Source organism: Pseudomonas sp. FSL R10-1350, from assembly GCF_009600525.1.
GTDB classification, from domain to species: Bacteria; Pseudomonadota; Gammaproteobacteria; order Pseudomonadales; family Pseudomonadaceae; genus Aquipseudomonas; species Aquipseudomonas helleri.
The window spans coordinates 75,694-97,835 of the sequence record NZ_WIVR01000003.1 but is presented as its reverse complement, the minus strand read 5'-3'; the positions used below and the strand labels follow the sequence as shown (position 1 = coordinate 97,835).

Here is a 22,142-nt window from a genome sequence, read left to right as displayed (position 1 = left end):
CATGAGTTTGAAAGCCGTTGTTTTCGCCTATCACGATATTGGCTGCACAGGCATCGAAGCCCTGCTCAATGCAGGCTACGACATTGCTGCCGTGTTCACCCATGCTGATGACCCCTCGGAAAATAACTTCTACGGATCTGTGGCCCAACTGTGCGCCCGTAAAGGCATTCCGGTACACGCTCCGGAAGATGCTAACCACCCACTGTGGATCGAGCGCATTCGCAAACTGAATGCCGACTACATTTTCTCGTTCTACTACCGCAACCTGCTGGGCGAAGAACTGCTGGCCAGCTCCAGCAAAGGCGCGTTCAACCTGCACGGTTCCCTGCTGCCCCGCTACCGCGGCCGCGCTCCAGCGAACTGGGTACTGGTCAACGGCGAAACCGAAACCGGCGTTACCCTGCACCGCATGGTCAAACGTGCCGATGCCGGTGACATTGTTGCCCAGGAACGCATCAGCATCGAGCGCAGCGACACCGCGCTGAGCCTGCACGCCAAGCTGCGTGAAACCGCTGCAAAACTGCTGGCAGAAACCTTGCCTGTGCTGCCTGAAGGCAAGCTCAAAGAAACCCCGCAAGACGAATCCAAGGCCACTTACTTTGGTCGTCGTACTGCCGCTGATGGCCTGCTGCAGTGGAACCGTCCGGCTGAAGAACTGTTCAACCTGGTCCGTGCGGTCACCCAGCCGTACCCAGGCGCGTTCTGCGCCGTTGGCGAGCACAAACTGATTGTCTGGGCCAGTGAAGTGGTTGCCGGCAACGAAGGCCAGGCACCGGGCAACGTGATCAGCTGCGACCCGCTGCGTATCGCTTGTGGCAAAGACTCGCTGGTGATCACCGCCGGTCAGCGCAACGACAACGGCCTGTACCTGAGCGGCACGCAACTGGCCCGTGAACTAGGTCTGGTTGACGGCTCGCGTCTGCGTGGCAGCGAATCCGGCCGTCCGGCCCGTCGTACCCGCGTTCTGATCCTGGGCGTTAACGGCTTTATCGGTAACCACCTGTCCGAGCGTCTGCTGCAAGACGACCGCTACGAAGTGTACGGCCTGGACATCGGCTCCGACGCCATTGACCGCCTGCGCAGCCATCCGAACTTCCACTTCGTGGAAGGCGACATCAGCATCCACACCGAGTGGATCGAGTACCACATCAAGAAGTGCGACGTGATCCTGCCGCTGGTCGCCATCGCCACGCCGATCGAATACACCCGTAACCCGCTGCGCGTATTCGAACTGGACTTCGAAGAGAACCTCAAGCTGGTTCGCTACTGCGTCAAGTACAACAAGCGCGTGATCTTCCCGTCCACGTCCGAAGTGTATGGCATGTGCCAGGACCAGAACTTCGACGAAGACACCTCCAACCTGATTGTTGGCCCGATCAACAAGCAGCGCTGGATCTACTCCGTGTCCAAGCAACTGCTGGACCGCGTGATCTGGGCTTACGGCACCAAAGGCCTGAAGTTCACCCTGTTCCGTCCGTTCAACTGGATGGGCCCGCGTCTGGACCGTCTGGATTCGGCTCGTGTTGGCAGCTCGCGCGCCATCACTCAGTTGATCCTGCACCTCGTGGAAGGTACCCCGATCCGTCTGGTTGACGGTGGTGCTCAGAAGCGCTGCTTCACTGACGTGGCTGACGGCATCGAAGCCCTGGCACGCATCATTGAAAACAAAGACGGCAAGTGTGACGGCCAGATCATCAACATCGGCAACCCGGAAAACGAAGCCAGCATTCGTGAACTGGGCCATGAGTTGCTGCGTCAGTTCGAGGCGCACCCGCTGCGTGACAACTTCCCGCCGTTCGCCGGTTTCCGCGATGTTGAAAGCCAGTCGTTCTACGGCACCGGCTACCAGGACGTGAGCCACCGTAAGCCAAGCGTTGAGAACGCACGTCGCCTGATCGACTGGACACCGACCACCGAGCTGAGCGAAACCATCGGCAAGACTCTGGATTTCTTCCTGCGTGAAGCCATGGTTGAAATCGCGGAAAAACGTTAATGCAAGCTGGACTACGTATTGATGTCGACACCTACCGAGGCACCCGTGAAGGGGTGCCTCGGTTACTCGAACTGCTCGACGAAGCCGATGTAAAAGCCACGTTTTTCTTTAGCGTAGGGCCGGACAACATGGGCCGTCATTTATGGCGCCTGATCAAGCCCCAGTTCTTCTGGAAAATGATGCGCTCCAAGGCAGCCAGCCTGTACGGCTGGGATATTTTGCTGGCCGGCACCGCCTGGCCTGGCAAACCGATCGGCAAGGATCTGGGGCATTTGATGCGCCAGACCCTGGCCGCGGGCCACGAGGTGGGTTTGCACGCGTGGGATCACCACGGCTGGCAGGCCAACACCGGGCGCTGGAGCGAGGCACAACTGATCGAGCAGATTCGCCGGGGTGTTGACACCCTGAGCGACATCACCGGGCAAGCGGTCGAGTGTTCGGCCGCCGCCGGTTGGCGCGCAGATGAACGCGTAGTCCAGGCCAAAGAAACTTTTGGCTTTCGTTACAACAGCGATTGCCGCGGGCACAGTCTGTTTCGGCCAAGGTTGGCCGACGGCAGACTGGGCGCGCCGCAAATCCCTGTTGATTTGCCTACATTCGATGAAGTAGTCGGGCCCGAGCTGAGTGCTGCCGACTTCAATTCATACATTCTTGATCGCTTCAGCCCGCAAAAGCTGAACGCGTACACCATCCATGCAGAAGTAGAAGGGATTCTAATGGCCAATGACTTTCGTCAATTGCTGACGCAGGCACGTGCCCGCGACATTCACTTTCAGCCCCTTAAGGACTTGTTACCCGCCGATATCGACAGCCTGCCCGCCGGCCAATTGAGCCGTGGCGTGCTGGAAGGTCGTGAAGGTTGGCTGGGAGTGCAGAAGCCATGACTCAACGCTGGATGATTCCGCTGCTGGTATTGGCATTTGTTGCTTTCTACCTGTTGCCCCTGGGTACCCACGGCCTGTGGATCCCGGACGAAACGCGTTATGCCCAGATCGGCCAGCAAATCCTGGTCGATGGTAACTGGGTCACCCCGCACTTCATGGACATACGCTACTTCGAGAAACCGATTGCCGGTTACTGGATGATCGCGATCGGCCAGGCCATTTTTGGTGAAAACCTGTTTGGCGTGCGGATTGCCTCGGCGATTGCCACGGGCCTGAGCGTGTTGCTGGCCTACCTGGTCGCCCGCCGCCTGTGGAACGACCCGCGCAAGAGCTTCGCCTGCGCGCTGGTGTACATGACCTTCGGCCTCATTGCTGGTCAGGCTGGCTACTCCAACCTCGATCCGCAGTTCACCCTGTGGGTCAACCTGAGCCTGGTTGCCCTGTGGTTTGCAGTCGATACCCAAGACTCACGCCAGCGCCTGTTCAGTTGGGCGCTGCTGGGCTTTGCCTGCGGCATGGGCTTTATGACCAAGGGCTTTCTGGCCCTGTTACTGCCGGTGCTGATCGCCCTGCCCTACATGATCTGGCAAAAGCGTTTTCTGGAGCTGGTCAAGTACGGCCTGGTCGCCATGTTGGTCGCGGCTATCGTGTCGTTGCCGTGGGTACTGGCGGTACACGCACAAGAGCCGGACTACTGGCGTTTCTTCTTCTGGCACGAGCACATCCGCCGCTTTGCCGGTGAAGATGCCCAGCACGGTCGTCCATGGTGGTTCTACCTGCCGCTGATGGTGGTTTCCAGCTTGCCGTGGGCAGCCCTGCTGCCTGCCACGCTCAAAGATGCCTGGAGCCAGAAGCGTCAGACCGGCGTGATCTTTGTGCTGATGTGGATGTTGCTGCCACTGGCCTTGTTCAGCCTGAGCAAGGGCAAACTGCCGACCTACATCATGCCCTGCATGCTGCCGCTGGCCCTGTTGCTGGGCCATGCCCTGATGGATCGCGTTGATCAGGCGAAAACCCTGTCGCTGCGCCTCAACGGCCTGGTCAACCTGCTGATTGGCGCCGTGGCCTTGCTGGCCCTGATCTTCTTCCAGATCAAAAAACCGTTCTACGACAACGAGCCGCTGCACATGGCTTTGCTGGTTGTGGTGTTGCTGACCTGGATCGTCACCGGCCTCCTGGCCATGACCCGTCCGCTGAAAATGTGGGCGGCGCCTGCAGTCGCCATGGGCGTTCTGGTCCTGGTGTTGCCAGCCAGCATGCCGAGCAGCGTGGTGCACAACAAAATGCCTGACCAGTTTGTACTGCATCATCTGGACGCATTGAAGCCTGCGACTGCCCTGATGAGTAACGACTTGGGCGCGGCATCGGCACTGTCATGGCGCCTGCGTCGTCCAGACGTGACGCTGTACAACACGCAGGGCGAGGTTAAATACGGCCTGACTTATGACGATGCCAAAGGCAAAAGCATCGGTCTGGAAGACGTTCAGCAATGGCTTGCCGATGCACGTCTTAAAGGCCCGGTAGGTGTTGTGATGCGGGTTAAGGACAGCGATGAAACCCATGAAATGGACATGCTGCCCAAAGACGCCCAACGTTTTGACGAAGGCAACATGGTGATTTTGATCTACCCGCAGACCACTCCATGACCCTCACCCTGTTGCTCATGGCATGTCTGTTGACGTGTGCAGGCCAAGTGGCCCAGAAGTACGCCGTTGAAAGCTGGCGTGGGCCTGAGTCGGGGATCGCGCAAAAGCTGCGCTCCCCCTGGCTATGGTTGGCCCTGCTATGCCTGGGTTTGGGTTTGCTGGTGTGGTTGCTGGTGTTGCAACGCCTTGAAGTGGGCATCGCTTACCCGATGCTCAGCCTCAACTTTGTATTGATCACTCTGGTAGCCCGCTATCTGTTTAAAGAAACCATCGACCTGCGCCACTGGTGTGGCGTGGGCCTGGTGATTGCCGGTGTGGTTCTGCTGGGGCAACACGCATGAGCCTGCGTCGTGGTTTTACCTTTGCCTGCTCAAGTGTATTGCTGGTCAGCGGCGCCCAGTTAGGCATGCGCTGGAGCATGACGCGCTTGCCGGAACCGACACAGTGGCTGGAGGCAATCAGCCAAGGAGACGTTTCAATCAGCGCATTGGCAGTCGTGTTTGCCGCGATCATGGCCTACGCACTGTCAATGCTCTGCTGGTTGCTGGCCTTGCGTGATCTGCCCTTAGGGCGGGCCTATTCGCTGCTCAGCTTCAGCTACGCCCTGGTCTACCTGCTGGCGGCCAGCCTGCCGGTATTCCATGAAAGCTTCACCCTTTCAAAAACCCTTGGGGTGGCCTTGGTCATTCTGGGGGTGCTGACGATCAACTCTCGACGTACCCCAAGTTCCAGGAACAGCGCATGAAAATCAGTGTATTTGGTAGTGGTTATGTAGGCCTGGTGCAGGCAACGGTATTGGCGGAAGTCGGCCACGACGTGATTTGCATGGACATTGATCAGAAAAAGGTCGAGCTGTTACAGCAAGGTCACGTCAGCATTTTTGAGCCTGGGCTTTCGAGCCTGGTGCGTGAAAACCTTGAAAGCAAACGCCTGCGCTTCACCAGCGACGAAAAAACCGCTGTTGAGCATGGCCAGGTACTGTTTATCGCCGTTGGCACTCCGCCCAGCGAAGACGGTTCGGCAGACCTTAAAGCGGTATTCTCGGTGGGCGACGCAGTAGCCCGTCACCGCGTAGAACCGGTGATTCTGGTCGAGAAATCCACCGTGCCCGTGGGCACCGGTGACGCACTGACCGCGCACATCAACAAAGCGCTGGAACAAGCCGGCCGCGCGTTGCAATTTGACGTGGTGTCCAACCCGGAATTTCTCAAAGAAGGCTCGGCTGTCAGCGACTGCCGCCGCCCGGACCGCATCATCATTGGTTGCGAGCGCGACGAAGTACGCGACGTGATGCGTGACCTGTACGCCCCATTCAACCGCAACCATGACCGCATCATCAACATGGATCTGCGCAGCGCCGAGCTGACCAAGTACGCTGCCAACTGCATGCTGGCGACCAAAATCAGCTTTATCAACCAGATCGCCGAACTGGCCGAACACCTGGGTGCGGACATTGAGTCGGTGCGTCTGGGCATCGGTGCCGACACCCGTATTGGCTACCACTTTATCTACCCTGGCTGCGGCTATGGCGGTTCGTGCTTCCCTAAAGACATGCGCGCGCTGATCCATAGCGCTCAGCAAGTCAACTGCTCCAGCGACCTGCTGCAAGCTGTAGAAGCCATCAACGAGCGTCAAAAGCACAAGCTGTTTGATCGCATCAATGCCTACTTCAAAGGCGACCTCAAGGGCAAAACCTTTGCCTTGTGGGGCCTGGCGTTCAAACCCAACACCGACGACATGCGCGACGCGCCTAGCCGCGTACTGATGGAAGCCTTGTGGGCAGCGGGCGCAGACGTTCGCGCCTTCGACCCTGAAGCCATGCAAGAAACCCAGCGCCTGTACGGTGATGAACCTCGCCTGAGCCTGATGGGCACCCCGGAGTCCGTGTTGCAAGGCGCCGATGCTTTGATCGTGTGCACTGAATGGCAGCAATTCAAGGCGCCAGATTTTGACCTGATCAAACAACGCCTGAAAACCCCGGTGATTTTCGACGGTCGTAACCTGTACGACAGCGAGCGCCTGACCCGCGCGGGCTTGCAGTACTTCCCGATGGGACGCGGCGAGTCTATCAACTTGCCGGTTTCACAAGGCGCTACAGCCATTTAACGCTTTAACAGCGCCGCCATTGGCAACAATGGCGGCGTTTTTTATGGATGAAATTCGACTGTTTGCCCCTGCACGCCCCCTATTGAGTCAAGGAAACTCGACATGCCGGCTTTCTCTTCCCCCAGCGTTTTACGTGCCTTGCACCGACAGTCATTGATACTGGGTGCGTTGACCTTACTGCTGTTTATTGTGGGTGATATTCACCAGGCGGCGATCGGCTTTGATTCGCGCTTTGTGATGTTTGCCAAGGAAATGCTGCGTCACGGACCAAGCTTTTTCCCCACCACCTATGGCGAGCCCTACGCCGACTACAACGCCACCACCACGGTATTTACCTGGTTGCTGTCGTTACCATTTGGCGAGGTCAACAGCCTCACCGCCTGGCTGCCCACCGCCATTGCCAGCTCGATCATTGTGACCCTGACCTATCGCCTGGTAGCCCCGCAATCCACGACGTGGGCCTTGCTCAGCGTCGCGCTGCTGTTACTCAGCATGACCTTCATTACCGAAACCCGTGCCGTGTCGCTGGACCAAATGCTCGCGGCCGTCAGCCTTGGCGCGTTCTATCTGGCGTATGCCCACGATCACTTTGAAGCACCGCGCCGACACTTCTGGCTGCTGCTGTTGCTGGTCCTCGGTTTTGCCATTCGCGGCCCGATTGGTCTGGTGATCCCGACCGGTATGTTGTGCAGTTACTTCCTGCTCAGCGGCCAATGGCGACGCATGATCAGCGTGGGTTTACAGGCACTGGTGATTTTGCTCCTGTGCATTGGCCTGCTGTTATTTCTGGCCTGGATCAGTGGCGGGCAAGCGTTTGTACAAGACGTGATCCGCATGCAGGTCACTGGCCGTATCGACGGCTCTGAAGGCGCCAGCGGCCCCTTTTACTACTTCACCAGCTCCATGGGTAACTACGCCCTCGCCTATCCATTGGCCGTACTGGTGCTGGTTGTTGTCTTGATCGCCGGGCGCAAGCCGTCGAGCCCGGCCTTGCATCTGGTCAAGTATTGCGCCGCAGCCGGCTTGATCGTGATGATCGGCCTGTCAGTCCCGCAAGCGAAAAAAGCCCGGTACTTATTGCCGATGCTGCCGATGGCCGCGATTATTGCCGCGTACCCGTTTCAAGGCGTTCGAGGTCGGGCATTCGCCGCATTGCGCGTATTTATCCAGGCCATTGCGCTGGTGTTGCCAGCCTTGCTGATTGCCGGACTGATGGTCGCAAGCAAGCGTTTCGCCGACCAACTGCCGCCCCTGAACGCGATCTATATCATTTTGGGCGTGTTGCAGGTCATCGCACTGGGTCTGCTGTTCAAAGCACATTTGCGCGCTGTGGGCTTGGGTGCGTGTGCGGTATTGGCGATGTGGAGCAGCTACATTCTGGTGCTCGAACCGGCTGAGCAGAATGCCTACAACACTCGCGATTTCACCCTCAACGCCCTGCACCTGATCGACCAGTCACCCGCGCCGCTGGTGTTGCACGGCATGGGCAAAGACGCCAAAGCCATCAAGTTCATGGTTAACGTGGATCGCGACTTGCTGCCGGTATTCACTCAGTCAGCGGTTGAATTGACGGCCTTGCAAGCGCCGGCATGGATCGTGATGGACCGCAAGGACTATCAAGCACTGCAAGGCACCGAGTTGGGCAATATCGTTCCGGCATTGACCGGGCAGTTCGACAAGAACGACTTCGTGTTGCTGCATTTGCCCTGAGCCTTGGGCAAGCAAAGGCTGCGGCATGTGCGCCGCAGCCTCGAACATCGAGGACTTATTGATCCGCTGAACGCGCCTGATAGTCGTCGATCAGCTTGCGGGTCAGCTCAAATGATGACAGCTCAACCGTGCGCCCAGGACTCAACGGGAACGCCTGACCAGCCCACAAGTTGATGAAATCGCCTGAGCCGGCAGGCTCGGATTTGGCTTTCAGGGGCAGCAACACGCCGCCAGCCAGCGGAAACGCCGGGGCTTGCGGGTTAATCGGCCCAATCTCTCGCATCACTCGATTCAGAATGCCCCGCGCCGGTCGCCCGGTGAACAGGTTGGTCAGTGCCGTATCACTGGAGCTGGCTTCGCGCAGCGCACGGTGATGAGGTCTGGATATTTTCGCCTGCGGGCAAAACAGGTACGCGGTACCGATTTGCACGGCACTTGCGCCCAAGGCAAAGGCTGCTGCGATACCACGCGCATCAGCAATCCCACCGGCAGCAATCACCGGCACCGAGACCGCATCAGCGATTTGCGGGACCAACGCGAAGGTGCCGATCTGACTGGTCCACTCAGTGGTTAAAAACATCGCCCGATGGCCACCCGCTTCATTGCCCATGGCAACAATGGCATCGCAGCCGTGGCGTTCGAGCCACTGTGCTTCTTCGACAGTGGTTGCCGAGCTGAGAATCTTCGCGCCCGTGGCTTTGACCCGCGCCATCAACTCTGGGGCCGGCAGCGCAAAGTGGAAACTCACCACCGCAGGCCGCAGTTCCTCGACCAGCGCACACGTGGCCTCATCAAAAGGCGCACGGACGGAGACCGGAGTGGGTGCGTCAAAGTCGGCGCCGAGTTCGGCGTAATAGTCTTTAAACAACGCCTTCCAGCGCTGAATGTGCGCCTCGTCGTATGCCGGGGCCTGGTGACAAAAGAAGTTCAAATTGAACGGCTGGTCAGTGGCCGCACGAAAGGCTGCGACTTCCTCACGGATCGCATCATGACTCAACGTGGCGCAGGCCAGTGAGCCCAGACCACCCGCCTTTGCCACACCGATCATTACATCGGCGCCAGCACCGAGCATGGGCGCCTGAATGATCGGAACGCTAATGCCAACCAGATTGATAAAGCGCGAGTCAGGCCATTGAGCCATGGGGGTTCTCTCTACGGTCAATATCGGAAGCTGGATAGTAACGTGTAGGAGCGAGCTTGCCTCGCGATCTTTTAAAGCAGCAAAAGATCGCGAGGCAAGCTCGCTCCTACAGGGGGTTTAGATCAGCGCTTGCTGCTCAGCGCCGTTATCAGGGCCGGATCACGGTTATAGATGTCCGGGGTGTAGATCACTTTGCCGGTTTTATCGGCTTGGGCCGTCCAGTAGGTCATCAGGATCGGTTTGGGGTTGGACAAGCGAAACTCATGGGTTTTGCCGGTACTGAGCAGGTCTTCGGTGCGGCTTTTTTCCGCTGGGGTGACCAGTACGTCGCGCAGCTGGAATACCGATTCAACGCGCACACACCCCGAGCTGAATGCCCGCGGGCCTTTGCTGAACAGCGCCTGGCTTGGAGTGTCGTGCAGGTACACCGAAAACGGATTGGGGAAGCGCAAGACTATCTTGCCCAACGGGTTTCTTGGCCCGGCGCCCTGACGCAGGAGGATATTGCCGGGGCGGTCCCAATCAATACTCTGCGGCGAGACGGGCTGCCCGTTGCTGTCAATAACCTGCAAGTCGTGCCGGCTCAGGAAGGACGAATCACGGCGGATTTGCGGCAGTTTGTCTTCCTTGAAAATGGTCGGCGGGATGGTCCAGGTCGGGTTCAGGGTCAGCCGCGTGACCCGCGACTTGAGCAGCGGCGTTTGTCGGTCTGCGCGCCCTACTTGCGTTCGGGTTTGCCAGATCGGCTGGCCATTTTCATACACCGTCAACTGCGCCGCCGGTACATTGACCAGCAGCATGGAGGGCTCAACGTCCTGGGCCATCCAGCGAAAGCGTTCCAGATTGATCCGCAACTGTTCAAGGCGGGTCGCCGGGCTGACGTTAAGCTCTTTTACCGTGCCCGCCCCGATGATGCCATCGGCCTGCAAGGAATGGTTGAGCTGAAAGCTTTTGACCGCAGACACCAGCTCATTGCTGTAGACGTTATCCGCTGTCGCGATTTTATGATCCAGATAACCCTCACTCATCAGCCGCTGCACCAAGGCCGGGACGCGAGAGTCTTGCATGCCGGGGCGCAGCACAGGGCCGTCAGCGATGGTTGGCCATTTGGGTAGCGGTTGCAGACGTTGCTGGGCGTAGACCTGACGCAAGTTTTTGTACTGCTCAAACGCAGGCCGCGCCTTGGCGAAGGCGTCACTTATGTTATTCAAACCGGCTTCGGCAATCGGCAGAATCTCGCGCCTGTCAGGTACTACTTCATTGGCATGCCAGACCGGCTCAAAACGCGCTTGCGGCAGGCGCCCGTAATGCAGGTCTTGCAGGGCTTGCAGGTACTGGCGGCTGATGTCGATATCGGCGCACAGGTCCTGCCCCTTAGGCAACAGGTAGTTCTGTGGGTCGAGGCCATCATCCGCCAGGGTTGGCAACGCAGCTTGCAAGGCTGCCAAACTCACTTTGTCGGCCCAGATTGGCTGGTAATTCTGGCTCTGGTAAAAAGCCTCAAGCAGTGCCTGTGTGGGCTCATTAATACTACCTGCCAGGGTCGGGCATGCTTGCGGCAGTTGCGTCAACGCCACTTGCACCGGGTTCGACGGCTCTACTGGCGGCTCATCAGCCAGTGCGACCAGTGGCGCAGCGAGCAAGGTCAGGGTCAAGTAACATGCGTGTTTTTTGATCAACTGCTTAACTCCAGTCCGTGGCCTTTATGTGAGGGTCACCGTGTTGCTTGTCGCGCTATACAGTCAGGCTAGCAGCTAAATCGCGGTGGCCCTTGGATCAGCGCAATGTCATTCGTTTATTTAATGTGGAAGCTTTCTTTATATGCTGATTTTTTTGCGACGACTTTTTCTGGTCGCCGCGACCCTGGGCTCAGTCTGCAGCCCGGCGTTCGCCGCCAATACTTCCGCCCCGGTGCTCTACAACAGCCTGTCCAAGGCCGCTCCGGAACTCAATCCGCAAGTCCTGCAAAGCGCCCTCAGCGCCATGCAATGCGCCGTTAACAACGGTGCCAGTCAAGCTCGGCACCTGGCGGTCATCGACTACTCCATGCCTTCAACCGCCCGACGCTTATGGATCTTCGACCTGACCTCTAAAAAGCTGGTCCTGCGTGAGCTGGTCGCTCACGGGCAAAACTCCGGTGAAAATTTTGCCACCCGGTTTTCCAACAGCGAAGGCAGCTTCCAGTCCAGCCTCGGGCTGTTTCGTACCCGCGAAAGCTACCAGGGTGCTAACGGCTACTCCTTGCGCATGGATGGCCTTGAGCCGGGCATCAATGACCGGGCCCGTGACCGCGATATCGTGATCCATGGCGCCAGCTATGTGAATCCGCTGTGGAGCCAACGCCAGGGCCGTATCGGCCGCAGCCAGGGCTGCCCTGCCGTACGCCCGCAAGTGGCACGCCAAGTAGTGGACAACCTCAAGAACGGACAGTTCATGTTTGCCTGGTACCCCGATCAGCGCTGGCTCAAATCGTCGGCTTACTTGAACTGCAAGCCACAGCTGGTGGCGAGCATTGTTTCGGCTAAGTAAAAACTGCCTGCGCTACGACGCCTGACCCTCGCGATCTGTTAAAAGATCGCGAGGCAAGCTCGCTCCTACAACCATATCTATTCCCGACCCCTTTTCTCTGAAAACGACACCTCGCCCGGTCGATGGTTGACTGCGCCTGCGCAGATCTATTTATTACTATTTATCCGCATTAATACGATAAATAGACAACATGCTTAATCGCCCGATTCGCCGCAAACGCCAGAAGCTGTCCGATGTAATTGTCGAATCGGTGAAGCGTTCGATCGTGACTGATGCACTCAAGCCCGGTGACCGTCTACCCACTGAGCGTGAGCTGATGGAAAGCTTTCAATGCTCGAAAGGCTCAGCCCGCGAAGCTTTGAAGGCGCTGGAGGTCGAAGGTCTGGTGAGTACCCGTACCGGCCCCAGCGGCGGTGCATACCTGAATCAGGCCGGAACTGAGCCCGCCAGCCGCGCCTTGCGAAACTACCTGCACTTTCAGCATCTGGATGGCGAGCAGGTCTATCAGTTGCGCAAGGTTATTGAGGTCGAGTTGGCGGTTTCTGTTATCGGGCGTTTGAGCGCCGAAGATTATCAAGCGCTGCAAGCCAACGTAGATTTCTGCAGCGCCCCTGAAGACAGCGAGGCTGGCCAGCGGGAGCAGCGTTTGGCCGAGCTTGAGTTTCATACCCTGCTGGCCCGGGCCTGCCCTAACCCGCTGTTAAGTTTTATGGCGCAGTTTCTCAACGATTTGCTGCGCGATCTGGTGGTCTTGAAAAAGGCCTACAAACCCAAACGCAAGCAGTTTGATGCCGCCAACCTCGATTATCACAAGCAGTTGCTGGTTGCCCTGCGTGCCGAGGATGAGGCGCAAGTGCGCACCTTGATGCACGAGCACATGTGCGACGCCGAGCTTCACATGACCGCTCTCGAAGGCCAGGTCAATCCGCATTTCCTGCTGGAGTTCGATCACCACCACTGAACCGTTTTGCCCTAACCGTGTGTTAGCAAGCGCTCCACCCCATCCAATAAAAGGCCTGCCCACAGGACCTGATCCGCCGTTTGCCATTGCTACTCCTGCCAATAATTAAACCAGGGAGTTACCCCATGCAACGTCGTACTTTGTTGAAAGCTGGCCTGGCTGCTGCCAGTGCTTTAAGCCTTCCGCTTGGCATACGCCAGGCCTTCGCCGCCGAGCCCTTTACCTTCTATGGGTTGAAGTCCATGTCTGGAGCCTTTGCCAGTTATGGCAAGTTTGCCGACATGGGCTCGCGTCTGGCCGTCGAGCAATACCCGCAATTGCTGGGCAGACCATTGGTCTACAAGGTGATTGATACCGAAGGCAATGCCGGCAAAGCAGTACGCAAGGTTCAGGAAGCCATTGGCCAGGACGGCGCACGTTTTTTCCAGGGCTGCACCCTGTCATCGTCTGCCCTGGCCGTGGCCAAGGAAGTGAACAAGACTGGCGGAGTGTTCATGACCCCGGTCGGCGCCGATGAAGTCACCGGCAAGGACTGCAACAGTTCGACGTTTCGCTGGTCCGTGCCCTCCTATGGCGCGGTGCGTGAAACCCTGATACCGCTGATCAAACGCCTGCCGGAGGCCAAGCGCTGGTACACCATCACCCCGCAATACGTGTTCGGTGAGGCACTGCTCGATGGCACCCGGGAAGTGCTCAAGGAACACGGCCTGGAGCTTGTCGGCAACAGTTACCACTCATTGCAAGAGCAGGAATTCTCCGGCTACTTGACCAACGCCATTTCAGCCAAACCGGACGTGCTGGTGCTGCTCAATTTCGGCAGCCAGTCCAACAACACCCTGCGTCAGGCCGTGAATTTCGGCATGAAAGAGCGCATGAAAATTCTGCTGGTGTGGTCCGCCGGGCTGGATCAATTCCAGGAGCTGGGCAGTGATGTGCTTGAAGGCGTGTACCTCGGCGCCCAGTACTGGCATCAGGTCGACACCCCGCTCAACCGCGAGCTGGTCAAGGCGACCCGGGCCAAATACGGCATCAACCCCAACTACCCGCTGGCGGCTGACTACATCAGCACCAAGGTCATGCTCGACACAATCGCCGCCACGGGCAGTTTCGATGGTCCCACAGTAGCCAACGCCATGCAGGGCTTGAGCTACGAAGGCCCGACCGGCAAAGAAACCATCCGCGCCGGTGACCATCAAGTGATCAAGGATTACTACCTGATGCTGGGCAAACCGGAGCGCGAAATGACTGACAAGGACGATCTGGCGCTGGTGGTCAGTTCCGGTCAGTCGTTTGCCCCTGTCGCCGACACCGGCTGCGTACTCAGCTAAACCACCGACTATTTAGCACTTGCTACACGCAGCCGGTCAGCCACGACCGCCTGCAGAGGGTATCTGCATGCTCGAACTTTATATGTTTCAGATTCTCAATGGCCTGGGCCTGGGGATGATCTATTTTCTGATTGCGGTTGGACTGACCATCATTTTTGGCCTGTTGAACTTCGTCAACTTCGCTCACGGTGCGTTCTTTCTGCTGGGCGCCTACCTCTGCTACACCGCCGTCAGCCTGACTGGCAACTTCTGGCTGTCGCTGCTGATCGCACCGCTGCTGGTTGCTGCCCTCGCATGGGTGATCGAGCGGGTGCTGATTCAGCGCATTTATAACCTGCCGCACATGTTCCAGATTTTGGTGACGCTGGGTATCGCGCTGATTATTCAAGAAGCCAGCGTGATGATCTGGGGCCCGGTCGGCAAAAGTGTCGCGGTGCCGCCGTTACTGCGCGGCGTGGTGGAAATCGGCGACTTTGTGTACCCCTACTACCGCTTGTTCCTGATTGCCTTCTCGGCGCTGGTGGGCTTTGCCCTGTGGCTGTTGCTGGAACGCACACGCTTCGGCGCGCTGGTTCGCGCCGGCAGTGAAAGTACCGAAACCGTGTCACTGCTGGGCACCAATATCTTCCGCCTGTTTTCCATGACCTTCGCCCTCGGCGCCGGGCTTGCCGGCATTGCCGGGGTGCTGTTCGCGCCATTGCGCGGCGCCCAGCCTTTTGTCGGCCCGGAGATTCTCGGCGTGGCCTTCGTGGTTGTCGTGATCGGCGGCATGGGTTCATTCAGTGGCGCACTGGTGGGCGGTCTGCTGGTGGGTGTGGTGCAAAGCCTGATGACAACTATCTGGCCCCAGGGTGCGAGCCTGATGATCTACGGCGCGATGGCCGTGGTGATTTTGCTGCGTCCTTACGGCCTCTTTGGGAGAGCCTGACATGAGCGAGAAAAACCCCCTGCCCTTCGCCAAAACCCAGTCGCGCTCGATGCTGCTGTGGGTTATTGCGGTGCTGATCGGCCTGCCACTGGTATTGCCCTCGGCCACGCTGGCCACTGAAATCCTGATCTTCGCCATGGCCGCGCTGGCCTGCAACCTGTTGCTGGGTTACACCGGGCTGCTGTCCTTCGGCCAGGGCATCTTCTTTGGCGCCGGTTCTTACTGCGCCGCCTTGCTGATGATTCATCTGCAATGGGGGCTATTCAGCGCACTGCTGGGTGCGGCCATCGCCGGTGCCTTGCTGGCGTTTCTGGTCGGTGCCCTGGCGATTCGCCGTACCGGTATTTACTTTGTGATGCTGACCCTGGCCTTTAGCCAGATGGCGTACTTCCTGACCTACACCCTGAGCGGCTGGACCGGCGGCGACAACGGCCTGCTCGATGTGCCACGGCCTGAAATCCGCATCGGCGACACGCTGCTGATGTCGCTGAGTGATGCACGCTACTTCTACGGCTTTGTCGCGGTGCTGTTTCTGCTGATTTTCATTGGCGCACGCCGGGTGATTGCCTCGCCCTTTGGCAGCACGTTAATGGCGATCCGCGAGAACGAAACCCGTGCCGCGGCCATCGGCTACGACACCCGTCACTTCAAGATCCTGGTGTTCATGCTGTCGGGCGCAGTCACCGGGGTTGCCGGGGCGCTGTACGCCATGCTGCTGCACTTTGTGCCGCTGTCCAACATCGACCTGATGATGTCCGAAAACATCCTGATCATGACCATTGTCGGGGGTACCGGGTCGCTGTTTGGCTCCTTGCTGGGTGCCGGTTCCATTGTGCTGCTGGGTGATTTCCTGTCAGACCTGTGGCCGCGCTGGCTGATGCTGCTCGGGATCATTTTGATCGTCGTCGTGGTGTTTATGCGCGGCGGTTTGTGGGGTGGATTTACCAGCGCTTTCGAACGCATCAAAGGCTCGCGCAAAAGCCGCCTGCCGATTCAGGAGGAACAGCCATGAGCGCTAAAACACCTTATCTGCTGGAAACCGAGAACCTGAAGCTGTCCTATGGCGCATTCAATGCTGTAAATGGAGTCAACCTGAAGGTCGAGCAAGGCACCATTCATACCGTAATCGGCCCCAACGGCGCGGGTAAAACCAGCCTGTTCCACTGCTTGACCGGCGAGCGCCGGGCCACCGACGGGGCGATTGTGTTTGGCGGTAAAAACATCATCAAAAAGCCCTCCCATAGCCGGGTTGCGCTGGGCATGGCGCGTTCCTTTCAGCTCACCAGCCTGTTCCAGAACCTCAGCGTGCGGGAAAACCTGCGCCTTGCTGCACAGGGCCGTGACGGGCTCTCCGCGCTGAACTTCTGGCGCCGGGTAGACAGCAAACGCGAACACCTGGACATGGCAGACCAGGTGCTCGAACGCCTGCAATTGACCCAACGCGCCAACACCTTGGCGGGCGAACTGTCCCACGGTCAGCAACGGGTGCTGGAGGTGGGCATGTCGATTTGCTCCAAACCCAAACTGCTGATGCTCGACGAGCCCACCTCCGGAATGGGCATTGACGATATTCCGATCATGACCCAACTGATCAGCGACCTGGGCCGCGATCACACCGTGCTGTTGATCGAACACAACATGAGCATTGTGATGTCCATCAGCCAACGCATCACGGTGATGAGCCACGGCCAGATCCTGGTCGAGGGCACCCCTGAATTTGTCCGCGCCGATGAGCGTGTGCGCACCGCCTACCTGGGAGAAGCCGCCTGATGCTAATCGTCGACAACATCCATTCCTATTACGACAAAAGCCACGTGCTCGAGGGCGTCTCGCTGCAGGTCAATCCCGGTGAACTGGTGACCTTGCTGGGCCGTAACGGTGCGGGAAAGACCACCACGTTGCGCAGCATTCTGGGGGTTGTCTGCCCGCGCAAAGGGCAGATCCGCTTTAACGGCCAGGACATGGTCGGGCGCAAAATTTTCGAAATCGCCCGCGAAGGCCTGGCCCTGGTGCCGGAGCATCGCGGGATCTTCCGCCTGCTGAGCGTTGAAGAAAACTTGCGCATTGCCCAGCGCAAAAGCAGCCGCTGGCAGCTGGAAGACGTCTACACGATGTTTCCACGCCTCAAGGAGCGGCGTAAAAACGCTGGCCATGCGTTGTCCGGCGGAGAACAGCAAATGCTCGCCATCGCCCGTGCCCTGCTCAACGACCCCAAGCTATTGATTCTCGATGAGCCCACCGAAGGCCTGGCACCGGTGATCGTCGATGAACTGGTGAAGATCCTGCGCAAGATCAAGGACGACGGCTTGCCCGTGCTGCTGGTGGAACAAAACCTGATGGTCTGCGACAAGCTTGCCGATCGCCATTACGTGCTTGAACAAGGCCGCGTGGTGTACGAAGGCAGCGCCGCCGATTTCCGTGCCAACCCAACGATCAAGAACCGTTACCTGGCCCTTAGCGCCTGAAGGGAGACTCGTGTCCATGAACAGCCCTATCGTGTTATCCGACCTTTTCAACAGCAACGCGCCGCTGATCAACCGCGACCGCCTGTGGCAATCGCTGATGGACCTGGCACAACTCGGCGCCACGGCCAAGGGCGGTGTCTGCCGTCTGGCCCTGACCGACCTCGACCGCCAAGCTCGCGACCTGTTTGTACGCTGGTGTGAAGAAGCCGGCTGTACGGTGACCATTGACGGCATTGGCAATATCTTTGCTCGCCGCGCGGGCCGTCAGCCCGACCTGCCACCGGTCATGACCGGCAGCCACATCGACACCCAACCCACCGGCGGCAAATTCGATGGTTGCTACGGGGTCATGGCCGGGCTGGAAGTCATCCGCACCCTGAACGATCTGCAACTGACCACCGAAGCGCCCATTGAAGTGGTGGTCTGGACCAACGAAGAAGGCTCGCGCTTCCCGCCGTGCATGATGGGCTCCGGGGTGTTTGCCGGTAAATTCGACCTGGACGAAACCCTGAGCAAAGTCGATGAACAAGGCTTGTCAGTCGGTGCCGAGTTGCAGCGTATTGGCTACGCTGGCACCCGCCCGGTGCTCGGGCACCCGGTGGGCGCGTATTTTGAAGCGCACATTGAGCAAGGCCCGGTGCTGGAAGACCGCAACACCACGATTGGCGTGGTCATGGGTTGCCTCGGCCAGAAGTGGTTTGACCTGACCCTGACCGGCGTTGAAGCCCATGCAGGCCCTACCCCCATGCACTTGCGCAAAGATGCGCTGGTCGGCGCCGCGCACGTGGTCAGTGCCGTCAACCGGATCGCCCACCAGCATCAACCCCATGCGTGCGGCACCGTCGGCTGCCTGACCCTGCACCCAGGCTCGCGTAACGTGATCCCCGGGCAAGTGCACATGACCATCGACCTGCGGCATCTGCATGCCGATCACCTGCAAGCCATGGTGGATGAAGTGCGCGAAGCCATTGAAGTGGCCAGTGTCGAGCACGGCTTGAGTGTTGAGCTGACCCCGACCGCTGACTTCCCGCCGCTGGACTTCAACCCTGGGTGTGTCGATGCCGTGCGCCAGGGCGCGCAACAGTTGGGCTTGAGCCATATGGACATCGTCAGCGGCGCCGGGCACGACGCGATTTTTGTCGCAGAGCTGGGCCCGGCCGGGATGATTTTTGTGCCATGTGAAGGCGGCATCAGCCACAACGAAATCGAAAACGCGGCGCCTCAAGACTTGGCCGACGGCTGCGCTGTACTGCTGCGGGCCATGGTCAATGCCGCGCAAGGAGGTAAACAATCATGAGTAATACACCTGACATCGGCCAGATGAATGCCGTCGAACTGCTGGCCCGTTACCGCGATAAAAGCCTCTCTCCAGTGGAAGTGACCGAGGATGCCCTGCTGCGTATTGAGCGCTACAACCCGGCAGTCAACGCCTACTGTCATGTTGACCCGCAAGGCGCGCTGCAGGCGGCCAGGGCATCAGAACAGCGCTGGTTGAAGGGCACGCCTTGCGGTGCGCTGGATGGCGTACCGGCCTCGATCAAAGACCTGACCCTGACTCAAGGCATGCCCACGCGCAAAGGCTCACGCACCACCACGGCGCAAGGTCCATGGGAGATTGACGCGCCTTTTAGTGCTTTTATGCGCAAGGCAGGCGCGGTCTTGCTGGGCAAGACCACGACCCCCGAGTTCGGCTGGAAAGGCGTCACCGATAACCTGCTGTATGGCATCACCCGTAACCCCTGGGACACCCGGCTGACCGCGGGTGGCTCATCAGGCGGGGCTGCCGCAGCCGCCTCGCTAAACCTGGGCGTGCTGCATCAGGGCAGCGATGCTGGCGGCTCGATCCGCATCCCTTGCGCGTTTACCGGCACATTTGGCATCAAGCCGACCTTCGGCTACGTGCCGCAATGGCCGGCCAGTTCCATGACCATCCTTTCGCATCTGGGGCCAATGACCCGCACCGTCGAAGACTCGGTCCTGATGCTGCAAACCGTGGCCAGGCCCGATACCCGCGATGGCTTGATCGGCGCCCCGCGCACCACGCCCTGGCTGGCACAGAGCGATGACCTCAAGGGTTTACGCATCGCCTACAGCCCCAAGTTCGGCTATGTCGACGTTGACCCGCAGGTTGCCCGCGTAGTGGCCCAAGCGGTGCAGCGTCTGGCCGAACTCGGCGCCCATGTCGAGCAGGTTGACCCAGGTTTCAGCGATCCGCTGGAGACCTTCAACACCCTGTGGTTTGCCGGTGCAGCGCGCTTGGCCGGCCAACTCAGCAGTGCCCAGCGCGAACTGATGGACCCGGGGCTGCAACGGATTGCCGGGCTGGGCGAGCGTATCACCCTTGAGCAATACAGCACCGCACTGGAGGCACGGGCGGCATTGGTCGCGCACATGAACGACTTCCATCAGCGCTACGACATTCTGGTCTCGCCCATGCTGCCCATTACCGCATTTGCGGCCGGGCACAACGTGCCGCCCGAGTCCTCATTGACCGACTGGATGCAATGGACCCCGTTCACCTACCCGTTCAACCTGACCCAACAACCGGCGGCCTCAGTGCCCTGCGGGCTGGCCGACAATGGTCTGCCAGTAGGCCTGCATGTGGTCGGCGCACGCTTCGCCGATGACCAGGTACTGCGAGTTTGCCGGGCCTATGAAAAACACTTCGCGCAAAGCCACCCGCGCGCGCCCATAACGGCTTAATTAAAAAGTACCCAATCTGTAGGAGCGAGCTTGCCTCGCGATCTTTTGATCTTTAAAAAGACCGCTCGCCCCTACAGATCAATAATCGTCAGCCATGGCCAACGCGCTTGGTAGCTTCTGGCCTTGTGCATAAACAAATCAGGCTGCGGGGTTAACGGGTTATTGCGTAACAGCCCCTGCCCGATGTCATCCAAACCATAAGGCGCATACACCTCGCCGCTGTCAGCGCAAATCCCCACGCAGGTCCCGGCCACCAGATAACGATCAATACCGTCCCGGGCGGTAAACAACTGCGGATAAGGCCTGCCGAAACGTTCGGGATACCAGAGGTGCACCCGGGCCTGGTTCTTGATATCGACGTTCACACCCAGATCCTCGAACAGCTGCCGTGCCTTGATAATGACTTCGTTTTCCGCCTCCCAGGACACGTCTTGATCAAAGTAAAAAACGTCGTAATCCTTAACCCCAAACGCCGGCGGCAGGTTTGAGCGATGGTTCCAGACCGCCTGAAACAGGCTCCCCGCCGTCAACAAGCACTGTTCAACGCCCAGCTTGGGCAAGCGCTCCATGAGCTCAGCGTTGACCGGGTTACCCATTGCCAGGCTGACAAAGTGTTCAGGCGTCAAATTCATCGGCAGTCCTTTAGCTTCTGCGTTCCAGTTGGGCACAACTCTATCCGGGTTCCATGACCGGTTCTAGCCGCACACACCGGAGCGATTCTGACCGGCGGCTGTCATATACCGTTACCTATGCCGCACTATAACCACCATGCCTATACGTCCTGCATCACTCGCCCCTGTTTATGAATACCCTGAGCACCTGCGTGCTCAAGTCGCTGCAGCACCGCGAGCACCTGGGGTTTACTTCTTTTATGCGCAAGACGACTCGATGCCGCTGTACATCGGTAAAAGTGTCGATATCCGAAGCCGACTGCTGGCACACCTGCGAACACCCGAAGAAGCCCGCATGCTGCGCCAAGCGCAAAGAATCGAGTATGTGCAAACCGCCGGAGAAATCGGCGCGCTGCTGCTGGAATCGCGCCTGATCAAAGAACTGCAACCCCTCAAAAACAAGCGATTACGCAAGCAACGACGGTTGTGCTCAATACGCGTCATCGATGGTGCTGTAGACATCATCGACACCACAGACTTGCCCGGCGCCAGCCCGTTGTACGGGCTGTTCCGCAACAAGCGCATGGCCACTGAAGCGTTGATGCTGATCGCTGACGAGCAGCGCCTGTGCCACAGCCTGCTCGGCATTGAAAAAGCTATGGGGCGCACTTGCTTCAGAGCACAAATCGGCAAATGCGCAGGCGCCTGCAGAGGCGATGAAAGCCATGCAGCCCATACCGAACGCTTGTTAACCGCGCTTGAACGCTGGGCCGTACACCGCTGGCCATTCCCCTGCGCAATCGCACTGCACGAGCGCCACGGTGAACACGAGGAATACCACGTCGTGGACGGCTGGCATTACATCGGCACCTACGCCACGGAAGCTGAAGCCAGGCAGGCACCGAAAAGCACCGGCCAGGCATTTGATGCCGATTGCTACAAGATCCTCGTGCGTCCGCTGCTGCTAGAGGGTGCCGAGCTGATCATGCTTGGGTAGCGACCGGTCCCCCTCGCCTTCTTGACATCTTCAATGTGCCCCGGCAAATTGGCCGCCCATTCTTTTTCGGCCCCTCTTAAGTGCACCGCCCAGGCGTTAAATCGCGAAGCGGTCATACCTGAAGCCGACTTTTAATCGGT

General features: G+C 58.8%; 20 protein-coding genes. 17 read left to right on the top strand and 3 right to left on the bottom strand.

The window, feature by feature from the left end:
* Position 1 precedes the first annotated feature (1 nt).
* The 7 genes from arnA (at position 2) to GHO25_RS02400 (ending at position 8,339) form a co-directional block, all read left to right on the top strand.
* On the top strand, positions 2–1,993 hold the full coding sequence (gene arnA / locus GHO25_RS02430; RefSeq protein WP_153389804.1) for a bifunctional UDP-4-amino-4-deoxy-L-arabinose formyltransferase/UDP-glucuronic acid oxidase ArnA: 1,992 nt from the start codon (positions 2–4) through the stop codon (positions 1,991–1,993).
* Positions 1,993–2,877 carry a 4-deoxy-4-formamido-L-arabinose-phosphoundecaprenol deformylase gene (gene arnD / locus GHO25_RS02425; protein ID WP_048371772.1) on the top strand — a complete coding sequence of 295 codons (885 nt, stop codon included), beginning with the start codon at positions 1,993–1,995 and terminating at the stop codon, positions 2,875–2,877. The genes arnA and arnD overlap by 1 nt, the downstream gene beginning before the upstream one ends.
* Positions 2,874–4,523 (top strand): lipid IV(A) 4-amino-4-deoxy-L-arabinosyltransferase, encoded by a 1,650-nt coding sequence (gene arnT, locus GHO25_RS02420; RefSeq protein ID WP_153389803.1) that lies wholly within the window; start codon positions 2,874–2,876, stop codon positions 4,521–4,523. Before arnD ends, arnT begins: the two co-directional genes overlap by 4 nt.
* Complete coding sequence (gene arnE, locus GHO25_RS02415; protein ID WP_048371776.1) at positions 4,520–4,864, top strand: 4-amino-4-deoxy-L-arabinose-phosphoundecaprenol flippase subunit ArnE; 345 nt, start codon at positions 4,520–4,522, stop codon at positions 4,862–4,864. The genes arnT and arnE overlap by 4 nt, the downstream gene beginning before the upstream one ends.
* Complete coding sequence (gene arnF / locus GHO25_RS02410) at positions 4,861–5,268, top strand: 4-amino-4-deoxy-L-arabinose-phosphoundecaprenol flippase subunit ArnF (RefSeq protein WP_048391328.1); 408 nt, start codon at positions 4,861–4,863, stop codon at positions 5,266–5,268. Before arnE ends, arnF begins: the two co-directional genes overlap by 4 nt.
* On the top strand, positions 5,265–6,629 hold the full coding sequence (locus tag GHO25_RS02405) for a UDP-glucose/GDP-mannose dehydrogenase family protein (protein ID WP_153389802.1): 1,365 nt from the start codon (positions 5,265–5,267) through the stop codon (positions 6,627–6,629). The genes arnF and GHO25_RS02405 overlap by 4 nt, the downstream gene beginning before the upstream one ends.
* Before the next feature lie 102 nt (positions 6,630–6,731).
* The gene (locus GHO25_RS02400) at positions 6,732–8,339 is read left to right on the top strand and encodes a phospholipid carrier-dependent glycosyltransferase (RefSeq protein ID WP_153389801.1); all 1,608 of its coding nucleotides are present in this window, start codon (positions 6,732–6,734) and stop codon (positions 8,337–8,339) included.
* Between the two features lie 55 nt (positions 8,340–8,394).
* Here the strand turns inward: GHO25_RS02400 and GHO25_RS02395 are convergent, their stop codons facing one another.
* Both GHO25_RS02395 and GHO25_RS02390 read right to left on the bottom strand, forming a co-directional pair.
* Positions 8,395–9,480 carry a nitronate monooxygenase family protein gene (locus GHO25_RS02395; RefSeq protein WP_153389800.1) on the bottom strand — a complete coding sequence of 362 codons (1,086 nt, stop codon included), beginning with the start codon at positions 9,478–9,480 and terminating at the stop codon, positions 8,395–8,397.
* A 122-nt stretch (positions 9,481–9,602) separates the two neighbouring features.
* The gene (locus tag GHO25_RS02390; protein ID WP_153389799.1) at positions 9,603–11,159 is read right to left on the bottom strand and encodes a murein L,D-transpeptidase; all 1,557 of its coding nucleotides are present in this window, start codon (positions 11,157–11,159) and stop codon (positions 9,603–9,605) included.
* A gap of 142 nt (positions 11,160–11,301) precedes the next feature.
* Here GHO25_RS02390 and GHO25_RS02385 point away from each other — a divergent pair, with 142 nt between their 5' ends.
* The 9 genes from GHO25_RS02385 to GHO25_RS02345 all read left to right on the top strand — a co-directional run bounded on the left by GHO25_RS02385 (position 11,302) and on the right by GHO25_RS02345 (position 20,394).
* Positions 11,302–12,009: a murein L,D-transpeptidase catalytic domain family protein gene (locus GHO25_RS02385; RefSeq protein WP_048371787.1), complete on the top strand. Its 708-nt coding sequence runs from the start codon at positions 11,302–11,304 to the stop codon at positions 12,007–12,009.
* A gap of 190 nt (positions 12,010–12,199) precedes the next feature.
* Positions 12,200–12,970 carry a FadR/GntR family transcriptional regulator gene (locus GHO25_RS02380; RefSeq protein ID WP_153389798.1) on the top strand — a complete coding sequence of 257 codons (771 nt, stop codon included), beginning with the start codon at positions 12,200–12,202 and terminating at the stop codon, positions 12,968–12,970.
* A 125-nt stretch (positions 12,971–13,095) separates the two neighbouring features.
* The gene (locus tag GHO25_RS02375; RefSeq protein WP_153389797.1) at positions 13,096–14,298 is read left to right on the top strand and encodes an ABC transporter substrate-binding protein; all 1,203 of its coding nucleotides are present in this window, start codon (positions 13,096–13,098) and stop codon (positions 14,296–14,298) included.
* Positions 14,299–14,365: 67 nt separating this feature from the next.
* Positions 14,366–15,226: a branched-chain amino acid ABC transporter permease gene (locus GHO25_RS02370; protein ID WP_048371794.1), complete on the top strand. Its 861-nt coding sequence runs from the start codon at positions 14,366–14,368 to the stop codon at positions 15,224–15,226.
* Position 15,227: 1 nt separating this feature from the next.
* Complete coding sequence (locus GHO25_RS02365; protein ID WP_153330293.1) at positions 15,228–16,238, top strand: branched-chain amino acid ABC transporter permease; 1,011 nt, start codon at positions 15,228–15,230, stop codon at positions 16,236–16,238.
* Entirely contained in the window at positions 16,235–16,996 is a 762-nt protein-coding gene (locus tag GHO25_RS02360; RefSeq protein ID WP_153389796.1) for an ABC transporter ATP-binding protein, read from the top strand. Before GHO25_RS02365 ends, GHO25_RS02360 begins: the two co-directional genes overlap by 4 nt.
* Positions 16,996–17,691 carry an ABC transporter ATP-binding protein gene (locus tag GHO25_RS02355; RefSeq protein ID WP_048391310.1) on the top strand — a complete coding sequence of 232 codons (696 nt, stop codon included), beginning with the start codon at positions 16,996–16,998 and terminating at the stop codon, positions 17,689–17,691. Before GHO25_RS02360 ends, GHO25_RS02355 begins: the two co-directional genes overlap by 1 nt.
* A gap of 16 nt (positions 17,692–17,707) precedes the next feature.
* Positions 17,708–18,988, top strand: coding sequence for a Zn-dependent hydrolase (locus GHO25_RS02350; protein ID WP_153389795.1), 1,281 nt, complete (start codon positions 17,708–17,710; stop codon positions 18,986–18,988).
* Positions 18,985–20,394, top strand: coding sequence for an amidase (locus tag GHO25_RS02345; RefSeq protein WP_153389794.1), 1,410 nt, complete (start codon positions 18,985–18,987; stop codon positions 20,392–20,394). The genes GHO25_RS02350 and GHO25_RS02345 overlap by 4 nt, the downstream gene beginning before the upstream one ends.
* Before the next feature lie 71 nt (positions 20,395–20,465).
* On the opposite strand, the gene GHO25_RS02340 is transcribed toward GHO25_RS02345, so the two are convergent.
* Positions 20,466–21,026, bottom strand: a complete 561-nt coding sequence (locus GHO25_RS02340; RefSeq protein ID WP_153389793.1) for a nucleotidyltransferase family protein — start codon at positions 21,024–21,026, stop codon at positions 20,466–20,468.
* Between the two features lie 136 nt (positions 21,027–21,162).
* Between GHO25_RS02340 and cho the strand changes: the two genes are divergently transcribed.
* Positions 21,163–22,002, top strand: a complete 840-nt coding sequence (gene cho / locus GHO25_RS02335; RefSeq protein ID WP_153389792.1) for an excinuclease Cho — start codon at positions 21,163–21,165, stop codon at positions 22,000–22,002.
* Positions 22,003–22,142 lie beyond the last annotated feature (140 nt).

Excerpts from the sequence above, each read along its gene's own strand:
- arnT (WP_153389803.1), top strand. The coding sequence starts at position 2,874 with ATGACTCAACGCTGGATGATTCCGCTGCTGGTATTGGCATTTGTTGCT.
- GHO25_RS02400 (WP_153389801.1), top strand. The coding sequence starts at position 6,732 with ATGCCGGCTTTCTCTTCCCCCAGCGTTTTACGTGCCTTGCACCGACAG.
- GHO25_RS02350 (WP_153389795.1), top strand. The coding sequence starts at position 17,708 with ATGAACAGCCCTATCGTGTTATCCGACCTTTTCAACAGCAACGCGCCG.
- arnD (WP_048371772.1), top strand. The coding sequence starts at position 1,993 with ATGCAAGCTGGACTACGTATTGATGTCGACACCTACCGAGGCACCCGT.
- GHO25_RS02345 (WP_153389794.1), top strand. The coding sequence starts at position 18,985 with ATGAGTAATACACCTGACATCGGCCAGATGAATGCCGTCGAACTGCTG.
- GHO25_RS02360 (WP_153389796.1), top strand. The coding sequence starts at position 16,235 with ATGAGCGCTAAAACACCTTATCTGCTGGAAACCGAGAACCTGAAGCTG.
- GHO25_RS02340 (WP_153389793.1), bottom strand. The coding sequence starts at position 21,026 with ATGAATTTGACGCCTGAACACTTTGTCAGCCTGGCAATGGGTAACCCG.
- GHO25_RS02380 (WP_153389798.1), top strand. The coding sequence starts at position 12,200 with ATGCTTAATCGCCCGATTCGCCGCAAACGCCAGAAGCTGTCCGATGTA.
- cho (WP_153389792.1), top strand. The coding sequence starts at position 21,163 with ATGCCTATACGTCCTGCATCACTCGCCCCTGTTTATGAATACCCTGAG.
- GHO25_RS02355 (WP_048391310.1), top strand. The coding sequence starts at position 16,996 with ATGCTAATCGTCGACAACATCCATTCCTATTACGACAAAAGCCACGTG.
- arnF (WP_048391328.1), top strand. The coding sequence starts at position 4,861 with ATGAGCCTGCGTCGTGGTTTTACCTTTGCCTGCTCAAGTGTATTGCTG.
- GHO25_RS02370 (WP_048371794.1), top strand. The coding sequence starts at position 14,366 with ATGCTCGAACTTTATATGTTTCAGATTCTCAATGGCCTGGGCCTGGGG.
- GHO25_RS02365 (WP_153330293.1), top strand. The coding sequence starts at position 15,228 with ATGAGCGAGAAAAACCCCCTGCCCTTCGCCAAAACCCAGTCGCGCTCG.
- GHO25_RS02385 (WP_048371787.1), top strand. The coding sequence starts at position 11,302 with ATGCTGATTTTTTTGCGACGACTTTTTCTGGTCGCCGCGACCCTGGGC.
- arnE (WP_048371776.1), top strand. The coding sequence starts at position 4,520 with ATGACCCTCACCCTGTTGCTCATGGCATGTCTGTTGACGTGTGCAGGC.
- arnA (WP_153389804.1), top strand. The coding sequence starts at position 2 with ATGAGTTTGAAAGCCGTTGTTTTCGCCTATCACGATATTGGCTGCACA.
- GHO25_RS02375 (WP_153389797.1), top strand. The coding sequence starts at position 13,096 with ATGCAACGTCGTACTTTGTTGAAAGCTGGCCTGGCTGCTGCCAGTGCT.
- GHO25_RS02395 (WP_153389800.1), bottom strand. The coding sequence starts at position 9,480 with ATGGCTCAATGGCCTGACTCGCGCTTTATCAATCTGGTTGGCATTAGC.
- GHO25_RS02405 (WP_153389802.1), top strand. The coding sequence starts at position 5,265 with ATGAAAATCAGTGTATTTGGTAGTGGTTATGTAGGCCTGGTGCAGGCA.